Genomic DNA, 15,611 nt, shown 5'->3' on the forward strand with positions numbered 1-15,611 from the left:
CGCAATGAATTCTCCGCACATGGATTACAGCCTGGCGCCTCGCGCCAGCGGCCCGGTGTCTTGGCTGGAAACCTTCCTGGTCACCGGCCTGGCCATCGGCCTGGGGCTGTGGCTGGCCCCGAACGACCCGCTGCAGATGTTCGCGCCATTTCCCTGGCCGGTGCTGGCGCCATTGCTGGTCGGGGTGCGCTACGGTTTTGTCCGTGGCCTGCTCAGCGCCGGGCTGTTGGTGCTGGCGGTGTTTGTCCTGCGCCATAACGGGCTTGAAGGTTATGCCGAGATCGAACCGTCATTCATTGTCGGCGTGCTGGTCTGCGGGATGCTGGTGGGCGAGGTCCGCGATCTGTGGGAACGGCGCCTGCAGCGCTTGCAGATGGCCAACAACTACCGCCAGTACCGCCTTGATGAGTTCACCCGCTCGCACCAGATCCTCAGGGTTTCCCACGATCTGCTGGAGCAGCGGGTGGCGGGCAGCGACCAGAGCCTGCGCAGCTCCTTGCTGGGCCTGCGCGACAAACTGCGGCTGATGCCGGGGCAGGGCGATGGCCTGGCGCTGTTGGCCGACGCGGTGTTGGCGGTGCTGGGCCAGTACGGCTCGTTGCGGGTAGCCGGTTTATACCGAGTGCATGAGAACGAAAAACAGCTGCTGCCTGAGGCCTTGGCCAGCATCGGGGTCATGGGCGCGCTGGATGTCGACGACGAGCTGATCAAACTGTGCCTGGAGCGCGGCGAACTGGTGAGCGTGCGTCAGGAACTGATCGATGCCGGTCATTCGATGCAGTTTTCTTCGTTGCAGGCCTGCATCCCGTTGATCGACGCCGAAGACCGCCTGCTGGCGATCCTGGCGGTGCGGCAGATGCCGTTCTTCGCTTTCCAGGAGCGCACCCTGAGCTTGCTGGCGCTGCTGGCTGGGCACATCGCCGACCTGCTGCGTCGCGACCAACAGGTCCTGCAACTGGCGGATGCCGATGCGCAGCATTTCACCCAGCAGCTCAAGCGTTCGCTGGTGGATGTCGAGCAGCACGGCCTGAGCGCCGGCCTGTTCGGTTTCGAAATGACCCGCGCCAACGACGAGCTGGCGCGGCTGTTCGAACGCAGCCAGCGTGGCCTGGACCTGCAGTTGCCGTTACTCAACAGCCGGGGCAATCGCCTGCTGCTGGTGCTCCTGCCCCTGACCAGCCCGCAAGGCGCCGAAGGCTACCTGGCCCGTATCGGCCTGATGCTGCACGAGCACTTCGGCATCGACAGCGACCTGGCCAGCCTGGGTGTGCGGGTGCTGCCTTACAGCCTGGAACCTGCCGGTGAGCGTAATGAGCTGCGTAATTTCCTGTTCAATGAGTGTGGTCTGAATGATCAGCAAGTGGCTGTTTAGCGGCGCACTGCTGCTGGAAGCGGGGAGTTGGGCCAGCCTGTGGATGGTCGCCCCGCAATGGCAGCAATTCCTGGCTTTTGTCCTCAGCCATGGCCTGGCCAGCGCGCTGTTGTGCGCGGCCGTGTGGCGCCTGTTGCCGGCACGCTACCGTGCGCCGTTGCCCTGGAGCCCGCTGTTTATCTTCAGCCTGGCGTTCTTTGTGCCGGTGCTGGGCACCCTGGGCGTGGTGGCGGCGATCTTCCCGGCGCTGTACCTGCCGCGCAAACGCGACAAGCAGGCCTGGCAGGCGGTGGGCATTCCCACGCTGCCGTTCCGTGCCCAGGTGCAATTGCATTCGCCAACCTTCGCCGATGCCGGGCTGCAGGATGTACTGCGCCATGCGCCGGACCCGGATCAGCGCCTGGCCGGCCTGCTGGCCACCCGGCGCATGCCCGGGCGGGACGCGGTGCCGATCCTCAAGCTGGCCCTGGGCGACCCGAGTGACGACGTGCGGCTACTGGCGTATTCGATGCTCGACAAGCAGGAAAACGACATCAACCTGCGGATCCAGCTGGCCCTCGCGCAGTTGCCCAGCGCAAACGCGCAGGCGGCGGGAGCCTTGCATGCGACCCTGGCGCGCTGGTACTGGGAGCTGGCCTACCTGGGCCTGGCCCAGGGCAGCGTGCTCGAACACGTGTTGAACCAGGCCAGTGAACATGCCGAGCAGGGCCTGCAGGCCGGCAAGGGCGGCGAACTGTTGCTGCTGGCCGGGCGTATCGCCCTGGAGCGGGGCGATATTCCACGGGCCGAAGTGCTGTTGAACCAGGCCCGCGCCAGCGACATGGATGAAGCCCAGGTGCTGCCGTTCTGTGCCGAGCTGGCCTTCGAGGCCCGGCGCTACCACGAGATCGGCGGGCTGCTGGCCCGTCTGCCGGAAGACATGCGCCAGCGTCCGCCCTTCGCGGCCTTGGTCAGGAGCTGGACATGAGCCATAGCGACGACACCCCGTTGACCGATATCTGCCTGCTGCTCGAAGGCACCTGGCCGTACGTGCGCGGCGGTGTTTCCAGCTGGATCCACCAGATGATCCTCGGTTTGCCGGACCTCACCTTTTCCGTGATGTTTATCGGCGGCCAGCGCGAGGCGTATGCCGAACGACGCTATGGGATTCCGGCCAATGTGCTGCATATCGAGGAGGTGTTTCTCGAGGACGCCACGCACCTGAGCGAAAACCGCGCCGCGCCGCGAGCGGCCGACGAGCAGCAACTGTCGGACCTGTACCGTTTTCTGCATCACCCGGAGCAGCCGGCGGTCGAGCTCGGTGAGCGCCTGTTGGCGAGCATCGCCCAGGGCCAGCTGACCCTGGACGATGTGCTGCGCAGCCGCGCCAGTTGGGCCACCCTCAGCGAGGGCTATCGCGAGCATTGCGCCGACCCGTCGTTCGTCAATTATTTCTGGACCCTGCGCTCGATGCAGTCGCCGCTGCTGATGCTGGCCGAAGCGTCGCGGCGCATGCCCCGGGCGCGGGTGCTGCATGCGATCTCCACCGGGTATGCGGGCATGCTGGGGTGCATTCTCAAGCAGCGCTGGAATTGCGCCTACCTGCTCAGCGAGCACGGCATCTACACCAAGGAACGCAAGATCGACCTGGCCCAGGCCAGCTGGATCGCCGAGAGCTCGGGCCAGGCGCTGAACGGCAGCCTGGATGCGGGTTCGGGTTACATCCGCACCTTGTGGGTTCGTTTTTTCGAACGCATCGGGCAACTGACCTACAACAGCGCCGACCAGATCATCGCCCTGTACGACGGCAACCGCCAACGGCAGATCAAGGACGGTGCCGACCCGGCGCGGACCCAGGTGATCCCCAACGGCATCGACCTGCCGCAATGGAGCGCCGCCCTCGAGGCGCGCGCGCCGGGTATCGCCCCGGTGGTCGGGCTGATCGGTCGCGTGGTGCCGATCAAGGACGTCAAAACCTTCCTGCGGGCCATGCGCGGAGTGATCAGCGCCATGCCCGAGGCCGAGGGCTGGATTGTCGGCCCGGAAGAAGAAGACCCGGAATACGTCAGCGAATGCCGCAGCCTGATGGCCAGCCTGGGGCTGGAGGGCAAGGTGCATTTCCTTGGTTTCCAGCGTATCCAGGACATCCTGCCGCAGTTGGGCCTGATGGTGTTGACCTCCATCAGCGAGGCCCAACCTCTGGTGATTCTCGAGGCCTGGGCCGCCGGGACGCCGGTGGTCAGCAGTGACGTGGGCTCGTGCCGCGAGCTGATCGAAGGCGGCAGCGCCGAAGACCGTGACCTGGGCAGTGCGGGCAAGGTGGTGGCGATCGCCGACCCCCAGGCCACCTGCGCGGCGATCCTCGAGCTGCTGCGCAGCCCGGCGAGCTGGCAGGCGGCCCAGGCCAGTGGCCTGTTGCGCGTGACCCGCTATTACACCGAGGCCTTGATGCTCAAGCGCTATCGCGAGCTGTACCAGACTGCCATGGAGAATTGCTAATGGCCGGGATCGGCTTCGAACTGCGGAAAATCCTCTCCCGGGATTCCTACACCGCCACCTTGCACGCCTATGTCTATGCCGGGCTGATCAGCTCGGGGCCCTGGGTCCTGTCGATTGTCAGCGTGATGCTGGTGGGCATCATCAGCCTCGGCCTGCTGTTGCCCGATGTGCTGGTGCGGCAGTTTCTGGTGACGGTCACCTATCTGATGGCCACCTCGCTGATTCTCACCGGCGGCTTGCAGCTGTTTTTCACCCGCTTCGTTTCCGACCGATTGTTCGAGCGGCGCTTTGAGCAGATCCTGCCCAACCTGCTGGGGGTGCTGTTGCTGGTGACCCTGGCGGCGGGAATCCTGGGGACGTTGACCCTGGCGCTGCTGTTCGATCAGCCGCTGATCTACCGGTTGCTGGTGCTGGCCAACTTTGTGGTGCTGTGCAACCTGTGGCTGGTGATCATCTTCCTGTCGGGGATGAAGGCCTATAACCGCATCCTGCTGGTGATGCTGGTGGGCTATACGCTGATGGTGGTCAGCGCCTACCTGCTGAGTTTCCTGCAGATGCCCGGGTTGCTGCTGGCGCTGTTGATTGGCCATAGCACGCTGCTGTTCCTGTTCCTGTACGACATCCTGCGCGAATACCGCGCCGAGAAACTGATCGCCTTCGATTTCCTCGAGCGCCGCCAGGTGTTCCTCAGTCTGTTGGCCACCGGCTTCTTCTATAACCTGGGAATCTGGATCGACAAGTTCATGTTCTGGTTCAACCCCGGGACCTCGGGGCAGGTGATCGGCCCGTTGCGCGCGTCGATCCTCTATGACCTGCCGATCTTTATCGCGTACCTGGCGATCATCCCCGGCATGGCGGTGTTTCTGGTGCGCATCGAAACCGACTTCGCCGAATGGTACGACCGTCTGTTCCGGGCGATCCGCGATGGCGAGACGCTGCAACACATCGGCCAGTTGAAAACCGAAATGACCCTGTCGATTCGTCAGGGGCTGCTGGAAATCTGCAAGGTGCAGGGGCTGACGGTGGTGCTGCTGTTTCTGTTTGCCCCGCGTCTGCTGGACTGGCTGGGGATCTCCAGTTACTACCTGCCGCTGTTCTACATCGACCTGGTGGGGGTGAGTATCCAGGTGGTGTTCATGGCATTGCTCAACGTGTTTTTCTACCTCGACAAGCGCACCGTGGTCCTGGAGTTGTGCGTGCTGTTCGCGGTATTGAACGCGGTCCTGACCCTGTTCAGCCAGTACCTGGGCCCGAGCTTCTTCGGCTATGGGTTCACCCTGTCGCTGCTGGTGTGCGTGCTGCTGGGCTTGCACCGGCTTTCCAGCGCCCTGGAAGACCTGGAGTACGACACCTTCATGCTGTCACGCTGAACCTTCAGCAGGCGCGGAAACCAAAAAAGGCCCGTCGGCAATCATTGCCGGCGGGCCTTTTTGGTAGGCGTGAGGCTACATCGACAGGATCAGGCGCCCGGCGAAAAGAATCAGGATCACCCCCATGCTGCGTTCGAACCAGTGCCCCAGGCGCATGAACAACTGGCGCACGCGGGCGCTGGAAAAGAACAGCGCGACGATGATGAACCACAGGGCGTTGACCATGCACATCCACACCCCGTACAGCGCCTGAATCTTCAGCGGCGTGCTGGCGCTGATGACCGTGGTGAAAATCGCCAGGAAAAACAGCGTGGCCTTGGGGTTGGTGGCGTTGGTCAGAAAGCCGGTCATAAAGGCTTTGCCCAGCGTCTGCTGTTGCACCGGTTCGACGCTGTCGTTGCTGCCTTCGACGGCGGTCTTGGGTTTGCTGCGCAACAGGCTGATCCCCAGGTACAGGATGTAGGCCCCGCCGATCACCTTGGCCACCGTCAGCAGCCAGGGCGTGGTGTGCATCAGCGCGCCAACCCCCAGCAGGGTGTACAGCACATGCACGGAAATACCCGCGCCAATGCCAATGGCGGTGCACAGCCCGACCATTCGCCCGAAACGCACGCTCTGGCGGATGGTCACCGCAAAGTCCGGGCCGGGGGCGACTACGGCCAGGAAGTGGATGGTCGCCAGGGCGAGGAATTCGCCTAGATAGTTGGAAAGCATTTCAACTCCAGAAAGTCAGGGGCGACGCGTTGCCGCGGTAGCCGACAAAGAACGACAGGCTCAGGCGCGGTGCCGCGATGCCGGGCGTGACCGAGTGCATGCGTCGCGAATTGAACATGATGAAATCCCCGGGCTCGGGCAGGATTTCCAGGGTCGGCGGGCCGAGCAGGGCCGGGTCGATGCCGTAGCTGTCGCCGCGCATCTCGTCGAACTGGTCGGGGGAAATATCGTGGTCCCACAGCTGCAAGGCGCCCCCGGCGTCGGGCATGTTCAGGTAGACGTTGCAGGCAAATTGCGCTTCCAGGCTGCGGGCCTGAAAGCTCTCCGGCGCGTCCTTGGCGAAGATGTCGTGGTGGGCCAGAAAGCACACGCCGGGTTTGACCACGCGCGACAGGCCGACGTACATCTTGCGTCCGTAGAGGTTCTCCAGGTGGGCACCGGCGGGCCAGGATTCGTCGAGCATGCAGCGCAGGGTGTCGACAGGGGAGGCGAAGGGCGCGCAGCGATTGCGCAGTTCGGTGATGTTGGAGGTGGCGCGCTCGAAGTAGTCCTCGATCAGCAGCGGCTGGTTTTCCGCTTCGTAGAACGCCATGCCGATGCGCCCGATGCTGGGGGCATTGATATAGCCTTCGAAGCCGGGCGCGAGAATCTTGTCGCCCAGTTCGATCGCCTGGGGCTGGCCCAGGAAGTTTTTCAGCCTCAGGGCGAGCACTTCCTCCGTGGCCAGTTTTTTTATGCACGTTTCATCGAGCCGCTCGACGTCAAGCATCATGTCCTAGATCCCTCTATCAGATATGTCTTGGGGACCGCGCACGCGCAATCCCCCCTTGCTTCAGGCGATGAGTCGCGCGTGATGTCTGCAGCGACATCGCTGAATGAGTCAGTCCACGCTGTAGTGAACCGAGAGCGTTCCCTTTTTGTTGGAAAGGGAAGCGATATTGACTGTGCCCAACTCCTGTAGGCGCTTGACGTGAGTGCCGCCGCATCCGTAGGCGGGCAACTCGCCGAAGCCGATTTCCCGCGAGCCTTCGCGTAGGGAAATCAGGCGTGGCAGGTCATCGTCGATCCATTGTTCGAGGGCGTGCTGAAGGGTTGCGGTGTCGAAATCCTGAGGGTTTTCCCCGGGCTTGAATGACACCCGACCTTCGCCCGGCCAGTGGTGGGCCTTGGTGGGTATCCAGCCCAGGGTTTCGCCGAAGTGGCCGATCAGGTGGCCGGCCGAATGCATTCGGGTATTGAATTGGCGTCGCTGGGGGTCGACCTGGATCTGAATCATCCCCGGCTTCACCGGCTGGTCGACGTAATGCACGATGCGCTCCGGTTCCTGGACTACTTTCAGTACCTGGCTTTCGCCGATCCAGCCGGTGTCGCAGGGTTGTCCGCCGCCTTGAGGGTGGAAAAGGGTGGCGCGCAGCACGACTGCAAAGTGGTCCTCGTGAGCGCTGCACTCGAGAACTTCCACGTTGGCCTTGAGTTCATCGCTGTGGAAGAAGAGGCGAAGCGTCATATTCCCGGCTCTTATTAAAATTGAATTTTTAATTATATGAAGGGGCTGATTGCGTGATAATCCATTCAAACATCAAAGGACTGTTGCGTTGTGAGCATAAATCTTCCGCTGCCGCTGCTGGGTGAAATGGCGATTTTCGTCAAAGTCGTGGAGACCGGAAGCTTCTCGGAGGCCTCGCGACAACTGGGCTCGTCGCCCTCGGCGGTGAGCCGCAGCATCTCCCGCCTGGAAAAGGCCCTGGCCACGCGTTTGCTGCAACGCACCACGCGCAAGCTGCGGTTGAGCGAAGGCGGGGAGGAGGTGTTCAAGCGTTGCAGCGAGATGGTCAGTGCCGCCAAGTCAGTGATGGAGATCAGCGGCCAGTTCACCCACGAGGCCGAAGGCTTGGTGCGTATCAGCGTGCCCAAGGCCGTGGGGCGGTTTGTCGTGCACCCTCATATGCCGGAATTTCTGCGCCGTTATCCCAAAGTGGATGTGGAGTTGCTGCTGGAGGATCGCAGCGTCGATCTGATCGACGATAACGTCGACCTGGCGATCCGCATCACCGATCGGCCGCCTGCGGGGTTGGTGGGGCGCCAGTTGTTGACCATCGACCACATCCTCTGCGCGACACCCCACTACCTGGCGCAACATGGCACCCCCCGCCACCCCCATGACCTGCTCGAGCACAGTTGCATCTACCTGGGAGAAACCCCGAGCGACGCCCGCTGGAAATTCAAGAAAGGCTCGAAGGCGGTGACCGTGGGGGTGCGTGGACGCTACGCCGCCAATCACACCGGCGTGCGCCTGGGCGCGGTGCTGGAGCATATCGGCATCGGCAGCCTGCCTTACTTCACCGCGCGTCATGCCCTGGCCCAGGGGCTGATCGTGCAGGTACTGCCGGACTGGACCTTCCACGCCTCCTACCACGGCGGCGCCTGGCTGCTGCATTCGCCGACCCGTTATCTGCCGCCCAAGTTGCGGGTGTTTATCGACTACCTGGTGGAGTGCCTGGCCAAGGAGCCGACCTTGAGCAAGCCGGGCAAGCAGGGCGACGCGGCCCGGGTCGCGGGTAAATACGAATTGCCCGAGTGCGACGGCTTGCTCTAGGGCGCCGCTTCGAACATAAAAAAAGGCCCGCCGGGAGTACCGTGCGGGCCTTTTTAGCAAGCGGTTCGAGCTCAGTGCTTGCTGTCCTGGGCGGAGAGCGCCAGCAGCTGTTTTTCCTGGTTCCAATCGAACGGCTCGTCGTTCTGCTCCGCTTCGAAGCGACGCTCTTCGAGGGCCTGGTACAGGTCGATTTCTTCATCGGGCATGTAGTGCAGGCAGTCACCGGCGAAGAACCACAGCAAATCCCGCGGCACCAGGTGCGCCACTTGTGGATAACGCTGGATGACCTGGCACATCAGGTCCTGGCCCAGGTACTGGCTTTCGATCGGGTCGACCGGCAGCAGGGCACGCAGTTCGTCGAAACGTTCCAGAAACAGGGCGTGGCTTTCTTCGGGAACCTGCTCGGCTTCACCTACCGCGACCAGAATGCTGCGCAGGTGGTCAAGCAGGACAAGATGATCGGCGACGACGTTGGACATGACATAAGTCCTCAAGAGCAAAACGGGCGCGGGAGTATATAGCTCCGGCGCCCGGTTTCATAATCGCCCCGCTGCGAGGCGTTCTGGCCTAGCGGATTTTCCCTTCGCTCAAGGTCAACTCATCCTTGGCGAAATCATCCACATCAATCACGCGGCGGCGCGCAGCTTCTGCGTCACGCAGGGTCTGGGCTTCCCCAGGCTGCAGGACGCCGGCTTGCAGCGCAGCCTCGATGGCATGTTCGCCGGAGGCGGGTTTGACCTGGCCGCTTTTGAGCGCCTCGTGGAGTTTTTTCTGCAGCGGATGGCTGGCGCCCAGCAAGTCATAGGCGTGTTGCAGGGCACCCACCGGGTCGTCGCTCGATTGCGGGCGATAACAGCCGGCGAGCACCGCTTCCAGCGCCGGATCACCTTTGGCCCGCCCCAGGATGGCCGCGACTTCAGCGTCCAGCTTGTCCGAAGGCCCGGTGTGACGACGGCCAAACGGGAATACCACCACTCGCAACAGGCAGCCGAGAGTCCGGCTCGGGAAGTTGCTCAGCAGTTCATCCAGTGCGCGCTCGGAATGCCCCAGGCTTTCTTCCATGGCCCAGGCGAACAGTGGCTGCAGGTATTCCGGCGAGTCCAGATCGTGATAACGCTTGAGCGCCGCCGAAGCCAGGTACATATGGCTGAGCACATCGCCCAGGCGCGCCGAGAGGCGTTCACGACGCTTCAATTCGCCACCCAGCAGCATCATGCTCAGGTCGGCCAGCATGGCAAACGCCGCCGCCTGCCGGTTGAGGGCGCGGAAATAACCCTGGCTGAGCTTGTCGCCGGGGGCCGGTTCGAGGTGCCCGAAGCCGAGGTTCAGGACCAGGGTGCTGGCGGCGTTGCTCACCGCAAACCCGATGTGGTCAAGCAGCAGGCCATCGAATTCGCGCAGGGCCTGATCCTTGTCTTCACGCCCGGCCAGGGCCATTTCCTTGAGCACGAACGGATGGCAGCGAATCGCTCCCTGACCAAAGATCATCAGGTTGCGCGACAGGATATTCGCGCCTTCCACGGTGATGAAGATCGGTGCGCCCTGCCAGCTGCGGCCCAGGTAGTTGTTGGGGCCCATGATGATGCCCTTGCCGCCGTGCACGTCCATGGCGTGGCTGATGCATTCGCGGCCGCGTTCGGTCAGGTGGTACTTGAGGATGGCCGAGAGCACCGAGGGCTTTTCCCCGAGGTCGACGGCGTTGGCGGTCAGCATGCGTGCGCTGTCCATCAGCCAGGCGTTGCCGCCGATGCGCGCCAGGGCTTCCTGGATACCTTCAAAGGCTGCCAGGGGCACGTTGAACTGCTCGCGCACCTGGGCGTACTGGCCGGTCACCAGGCTGGTGAACTTGGCCGCGCCGGTGCCCACCGCCGGCAGGGAGATGGAGCGCCCGACCGATAGGCAGTTCATCAGCATCATCCAGCCCTTGCCGAGCATTTCCTGGCCACCGATCAGGAATTCGAGGGGGATGAACACATCCTTGCCCGAGTTCGGACCATTCATGAACGCCGCGCCCAGGGGCAGGTGGCGCCGGCCGATGTCGACACCCGGGGTTTCGGTCGGGATCAACGCCAGGCTGATGCCCAGGTCTTCCTTGTCGCCCAGCAGGTGGTCCGGGTCATAGGCCTTGAAGGCCAGGCCAAGCAATGTGGCAACCGGGCCGAGGGTGATGTAGCGCTTTTCCCAGTTCAGGCGCAGGCCGAGGGTTTCCTCGCCTTGCCATTGTCCTTTGCAGATCACCCCGGTATCGGGCATGGCACCGGCGTCGGAGCCGGCCAACGGACCGGTCAGGGCGAAGCAGGGAATATCGTCGCCACGGGCCAGCCGCGGCAGGTAATGGTTGCGTTGCTCGTCGGTGCCGTAGTGCAGCAGCAATTCGGCCGGGCCGAGGGAGTTGGGGACCATCACGGTGGAGGCGAGGTCGCCACTGCGGGTCGCCAGCTTCATCGCCACTTGCGAGTGGGCGTAGGCGGAAAAGCCCTTGCCGCCGAACTCCTTGGGAATGATCAGGGCAAAGAAGCCATGCTGCTTGATGTGGTCCCAGGCTTCGGGCGGCAGGTCCATGGATTGGCCGATCTGCCAATCGCTGACCATGGCGCAGAGCTCTTCGGTCGGGCCGTCGATAAAGGCCTGTTCCTCTTCGCTCAGCTGGGCTTTGGGGTAGGCCAGCAGGGTGTCCCAGTTCGGCCGACCGCTGAACAATTCGCCGTCCCACCAGACGGTGCCGGCATCGATGGCGTCGCGTTCGGTCTGCGACATCGGTGGCAATACTTTTTGAAACCAATTGAACAGCGGCGCGCTGAAATGCTTGCGCCGCAGATCAGGCAGCAGCAACGGCGCGGCAACGGCCGCCAGCAGCACCCAGAAAATCAGCAGCAGCCAGCCTGGCGCGTGGCTGAATGCGCCCATGGCCAACAGGTAAACGGCGACCACACCCAGGGCGGGCAGGGGGGCGATGCGCCGGTGTGCCAGATAGGCAATACCGACCACCAGAACCAGTATCCACAACAACAGCATAATTAATCCTCCGTGAAACCAGGGGCAAAATCACCCTCAGAGCTTAGTCGGCATCCGATAAAACGGGTGATCAGCACGGTACCTTTGAATCGGTAAGAAATAGCCGACAGACAACGTCAGGCGGGTTCTTGAGTGGTGTGCAGCACACAGCGCCAGGCACTGATAATTGGCTGAAACGTCGTTATCTCTGGGCCGGATGCCTGGTTAGACTCCAGCTTTGCGCCGGAGACCAGCCTCATGCATCAGTACCTGAGCCCCAGCCGCTTCATCGATAGTGACCACCCAGCGGTGGTGGAGTTCGCCGAAACTCATCGAGGTTCCAGTCGTGACCCTCGACAGCAGGCGATAAGCCTCTACTACGCGGTTCGCGAAGCGGTGCGCTACAACCCCTACACCTTCAGTCTCGATCCCCAGACCCTGTGCGGCAGCTACGCGTTGCAGGCTGGCGAAAGCTACTGCGTGCCCAAGGCCACCCTGCTTGCCGGTTGTGCCCGGCATTGCGCGATACCGGCGCGGATCGGCCTGGCCGACGTGCGCAATCATCTGTCGACCCCGCGCCTCTTGGAGTTGCTGCGCAGCGATGTGTTTGCCATGCACGGCTATACCGAGTTGTACCTGGAAGGCCGTTGGGTCAAGGCCACGCCAGCCTTCAACGAAGGTTTGTGCACCCTGTTCGATGTGGCGCCGCTGGAATTCGACGGGGTGCACGACAGCGTGTTCCACCCGTTCAACCGCCAGGGCGCGCCGCTGATGGAGTATCTGGTGGACCACGGCCAGTTCCCCGATGTGCCCGAGGCTTTCTTCTTTGCCCACCTGGAAAAATGCTACCCCCATCTGTTTGGTGAGCAGCAACCCCAGTTGCTGGGGGATATGCAGAGTGATGTGAGTCGCGGCTGATCCGGCGTAGACTGCTGCGCACTCACTATTTAGGAGCGGTCATGCTGAAGATCTGGGGTCGGAAAAACTCATCGAACGTCAGGAAGGCACTGTGGTGCGCCGAGGAACTGGGGCTGAGCTACCAGGCATTGGATGCCGGCGGCGCCTTTGGTGTGGTGGACACTCCTGAATACCGGGCGATGAATCCCAACGGGCGGATTCCGTTGATCGAGGACGACGGTTTCGTGCTCTGGGAATCCAACACCATCGTGCGCTACCTGGCCGCGCGCCACGCCGCCGATTCGTCCTGGTACCCCGCGGATCCCCAGGCCCGAGCCAGCGCCGAGAAGTGGATGGACTGGACCACCTCGACCTTTGCCGAACCGTTCCGGCAGCTGTTCTGGGGCGTATTGCGCACTCCTGCGGCGGAGCAAGACTGGGTCAAGATCAACGCCGCGCTGAAAACCTGCGGTGATCTGTTGCAGGTGGTCGAGCAGGCACTGGCGCAGCATCCGTACCTGTCCGGCGAGGAAATCGGTGTCGGCGATATTCCCCTAGGCAGCTTTATCTATGCCTGGTTCGAGATGCCCGTCGAGCGGCCGCAGATGCCCAATCTAGAGGCCTGGTATCAACGTTTGAAGGCGCGTCCGGCGTATCGCCTGGCGGTCATGACCGCGTTGACTTAATACTGACTATCACTACGCGTGACTGTACTTGTGCGGCGTCGCCAAGCAACATTGCCGAGTTCGACGCCGTTGTAATTGCAACGGTGCGCCCTTATTTATTCTCTTTCCCCCTTCTTGGTGCATGAATCCGATATGAGTTCCGCTCTGTCCATCCGGCAGTTAACCAAAACCTACGGCAACGGTTTCCAGGCCCTGAGTGGTATCGATCTGGACGTCGCCGAAGGTGACTTTTTTGCCTTGCTCGGCCCCAATGGCGCCGGTAAATCCACCACCATCGGCATCCTCTCGACCCTGGTGAACAAGACCAGCGGTACGGTGAATATCTTCGGCCACGACCTGGATCGTCAGCCGGCCGCGCTCAAGCGCTGCATTGGCGTGGTGCCGCAGGAATTCAACTTCAACCAGTTCGAAAAGACTTTCGACATCGTCGTGACCCAGGCTGGCTACTACGGCATCCCGGCGAAAATCGCCAAGGAGCGCGCCGAGCAGTACCTGACCCAGCTTGGCCTGTGGGACAAGCGCGATGTGCCGTCGCGCTCGCTGTCCGGCGGGATGAAGCGGCGCCTGATGATCGCCCGGGCCCTGGTGCACGAACCGCGGCTGTTGATTCTCGACGAACCGACGGCCGGCGTGGACATCGAGCTGCGGCGTTCGATGTGGACCTTCCTCACCGAACTGAACCAGAAAGGCATCACCATCATCCTCACCACCCACTACCTGGAAGAGGCTGAACAGCTGTGCCGCAACATCGGCATCATCGACCACGGCACCATCGTCGAGAACACCAGCATGCGTAACCTGCTGGGTCAGTTGCATGTGGAAACCTTCCTGCTCGATCTGAAAAACGACATGCAGGTGGCGCCGCAACTGATCGGTTACCCGAATCGCCTGGTCGACAGCCACACCCTCGAAGTGCAGGTCGATAAAGCCGTGGGCATCACTGCGTTGTTCGGGCAACTGGCATTGCAGAACATCGAGGTCTTGAGCCTGCGTAATAAAACCAATCGCCTTGAGGAGTTGTTCGTGTCCCTGGTGGAGAAAAACTTGTCGAAGGTGGCGGTATGAGTTCCGAGCTGCAGCCCAACCTAGTCGCGCTCAATACCATTGTTTACCGCGAAGTGCGGCGCTTCACCCGGATCTGGCCCCAGACCCTGCTGCCGCCAGCGATCACCATGGTTCTGTACTTCGTGATCTTCGGTAATCTGATCGGTCGGCAAATCGGCGATATGGGTGGTTTCACCTATATGGAGTACATCGTGCCGGGGCTGATCATGATGTCGGTGATCACCAACTCCTACGGCAACGTGGTGTCGAGTTTCTTCGGCAGCAAGTTTCAGCGCTCCATCGAGGAACTGATGGTGTCGCCGGTGTCGCCGCACACCATTCTCATCGGCTACACCCTGGGCGGCGTGCTGCGCGGGTTGATGGTCGGGGTGATCGTGACCTTGCTCTCGCTGTTCTTCACCCATTTGCAGGTGCATCACCTGGGCCTGACCATCCTGGTGGTGGTGCTGACGGCGACGATCTTCTCCCTGCTGGGCTTTATCAACGCGGTGTTTGCGCGCAACTTCGACGATATATCGATTATCCCGACCTTCGTCCTGACGCCGCTGACGTACCTGGGCGGGGTGTTCTACTCCATTACCCTGCTGCCGCCGTTCTGGCAGACCGTGTCCCTGGCCAACCCGGTGCTGCACATGGTCAATGCCTTCCGGTACGGCATCCTGGGCGTGTCGGACATCAAGATCAGCGTGGCCATCACCTTTATGCTGGTGGCGACCGTGGTCCTGTACATCGGCTGCGCGCGGTTGCTGGTCAGCGGGCGCGGCATGCGCCAGTAGGCGTCATGGCCACGACCGCTGCATAAAAAAGGCCTCCCGTGCGGAGGCCTTTTTGCATGTCAGGAACGGCTGCGCTGGCGGCGTTTCCATTGTCGAGCCACCCACCAGCGCCAATAGAGCATCGTCAGGCAATAGGCGAGGGCGCCAAGCACCACGCCGGCCACTACCGAACCCAGCAGGAACGGTTGCCACAGGGTCGAGAGCTGGCTGCTGATCCATTCCCAGGTCAGCTCATCGGGCAAGCTGCGCGGCGGCACATTCATCAGCCAGGCGCCGAGCTGGTAAGTGCAGAAGAACACGGGAGGCATGGTGATGGGGTTGGTCAGCCACACTAGGCTGACCGCAATCGGCATATTGCCGCGCACTGTCACCGCGAGCACGGCGGCGAGCAGCATCTGCATCGGTATCGGGATAAAGGCTGCAAACAGACCCACGGCCATGGCTCGGGCTACCGAGTGCCGGTTCAGGTGCCAGAGGTTCGGGTCATGCAGCAGGGTGCCTAGAAAGCGTAAGGACTTGTGTTCCCTGATGCTGCTCGGATCGGGCATGTAACGTCTGATTAAGCGCCGGGGCATAAGGCTTCTCGGTCGGTTCGAGGGGCAAGTATGCCCGGATTCTACGAGGCGCCCATTCAGACTTTGTGACAAATGATATAGCGGTGGC

General features: G+C 62.3%; 15 protein-coding genes. 9 read left to right on the forward strand and 6 right to left on the reverse strand.

The window, feature by feature from the left end:
- The first annotated feature begins 4 nt into the window (after positions 1 to 4).
- Genes CF161_RS29215 through pelG form a run of 4 tightly spaced genes read left to right on the forward strand, consistent with a single transcriptional unit; the run spans position 5 to position 5,220 of the window.
- Entirely contained in the window at positions 5 to 1,372 is a 1,368-nt protein-coding gene (locus tag CF161_RS29215) for a PelD GGDEF domain-containing protein (protein WP_043230834.1), read from the forward strand.
- The gene (locus CF161_RS29220; RefSeq protein WP_020300238.1) at positions 1,350 to 2,339 is read left to right on the forward strand and encodes a hypothetical protein; all 990 of its coding nucleotides are present in this window, start codon (positions 1,350 to 1,352) and stop codon (positions 2,337 to 2,339) included. The genes CF161_RS29215 and CF161_RS29220 overlap by 23 nt, the downstream gene beginning before the upstream one ends.
- Positions 2,336 to 3,850: a GT4 family glycosyltransferase PelF gene (gene pelF, locus CF161_RS29225; RefSeq protein ID WP_020300239.1), complete on the forward strand. Its 1,515-nt coding sequence runs from the start codon at positions 2,336 to 2,338 to the stop codon at positions 3,848 to 3,850. Before CF161_RS29220 ends, pelF begins: the two co-directional genes overlap by 4 nt.
- Positions 3,850 to 5,220, forward strand: a complete 1,371-nt coding sequence (gene pelG / locus CF161_RS29230; protein WP_020300240.1) for an exopolysaccharide Pel transporter PelG — start codon at positions 3,850 to 3,852, stop codon at positions 5,218 to 5,220. The genes pelF and pelG overlap by 1 nt, the downstream gene beginning before the upstream one ends.
- A gap of 75 nt (positions 5,221 to 5,295) precedes the next feature.
- On the opposite strand, the gene CF161_RS29235 is transcribed toward pelG, so the two are convergent.
- The 3 genes from CF161_RS29235 to CF161_RS29245 form a co-directional block, all read right to left on the reverse strand.
- Positions 5,296 to 5,934: a LysE family translocator gene (locus tag CF161_RS29235; RefSeq protein WP_020300241.1), complete on the reverse strand. Its 639-nt coding sequence runs from the start codon at positions 5,932 to 5,934 to the stop codon at positions 5,296 to 5,298.
- A 1-nt stretch (position 5,935) separates the two neighbouring features.
- Positions 5,936 to 6,706: a 2OG-Fe(II) oxygenase gene (locus CF161_RS29240; protein WP_020300242.1), complete on the reverse strand. Its 771-nt coding sequence runs from the start codon at positions 6,704 to 6,706 to the stop codon at positions 5,936 to 5,938.
- Positions 6,707 to 6,814: 108 nt separating this feature from the next.
- Positions 6,815 to 7,441: a hypothetical protein gene (locus tag CF161_RS29245; protein WP_020300243.1), complete on the reverse strand. Its 627-nt coding sequence runs from the start codon at positions 7,439 to 7,441 to the stop codon at positions 6,815 to 6,817.
- 90 nt (positions 7,442 to 7,531) lie between these two features.
- Here CF161_RS29245 and CF161_RS29250 point away from each other — a divergent pair, with 90 nt between their 5' ends.
- Entirely contained in the window at positions 7,532 to 8,530 is a 999-nt protein-coding gene (locus tag CF161_RS29250) for a LysR family transcriptional regulator (RefSeq protein ID WP_020300244.1), read from the forward strand.
- 71 nt (positions 8,531 to 8,601) lie between these two features.
- Here the strand turns inward: CF161_RS29250 and CF161_RS29255 are convergent, their stop codons facing one another.
- A complete protein-coding gene (locus CF161_RS29255; protein WP_020300245.1) occupies positions 8,602 to 9,009 on the reverse strand; it encodes a PA2817 family protein in 408 nt (135 codons plus the stop codon).
- Positions 9,010 to 9,097: 88 nt separating this feature from the next.
- Positions 9,098 to 11,545: an acyl-CoA dehydrogenase gene (locus tag CF161_RS29260; protein WP_020300246.1), complete on the reverse strand. Its 2,448-nt coding sequence runs from the start codon at positions 11,543 to 11,545 to the stop codon at positions 9,098 to 9,100.
- A 237-nt stretch (positions 11,546 to 11,782) separates the two neighbouring features.
- Here CF161_RS29260 and CF161_RS29265 point away from each other — a divergent pair, with 237 nt between their 5' ends.
- The 4 genes from CF161_RS29265 to CF161_RS29280 all read left to right on the forward strand — a co-directional run bounded on the left by CF161_RS29265 (position 11,783) and on the right by CF161_RS29280 (position 14,948).
- On the forward strand, positions 11,783 to 12,442 hold the full coding sequence (locus CF161_RS29265) for a transglutaminase family protein (RefSeq protein ID WP_020300247.1): 660 nt from the start codon (positions 11,783 to 11,785) through the stop codon (positions 12,440 to 12,442).
- Positions 12,443 to 12,483: 41 nt separating this feature from the next.
- A complete protein-coding gene (locus CF161_RS29270) occupies positions 12,484 to 13,107 on the forward strand; it encodes a glutathione S-transferase family protein (protein ID WP_020300248.1) in 624 nt (207 codons plus the stop codon).
- A gap of 132 nt (positions 13,108 to 13,239) precedes the next feature.
- Entirely contained in the window at positions 13,240 to 14,172 is a 933-nt protein-coding gene (locus CF161_RS29275) for an ABC transporter ATP-binding protein (protein ID WP_020300249.1), read from the forward strand.
- Entirely contained in the window at positions 14,169 to 14,948 is a 780-nt protein-coding gene (locus CF161_RS29280) for an ABC transporter permease (protein ID WP_020300250.1), read from the forward strand. Before CF161_RS29275 ends, CF161_RS29280 begins: the two co-directional genes overlap by 4 nt.
- 59 nt (positions 14,949 to 15,007) lie before the next feature.
- On the opposite strand, the gene CF161_RS29285 is transcribed toward CF161_RS29280, so the two are convergent.
- Positions 15,008 to 15,523 carry a DUF2062 domain-containing protein gene (locus CF161_RS29285; RefSeq protein WP_043230839.1) on the reverse strand — a complete coding sequence of 172 codons (516 nt, stop codon included), beginning with the start codon at positions 15,521 to 15,523 and terminating at the stop codon, positions 15,008 to 15,010.
- Positions 15,524 to 15,611: the final 88 nt, after the last annotated feature.

It is taken from the genome of Pseudomonas sp. CF161 (genome assembly GCF_000416215.1).
Taxonomy (GTDB): Bacteria; Pseudomonadota; Gammaproteobacteria; order Pseudomonadales; family Pseudomonadaceae; genus Aquipseudomonas.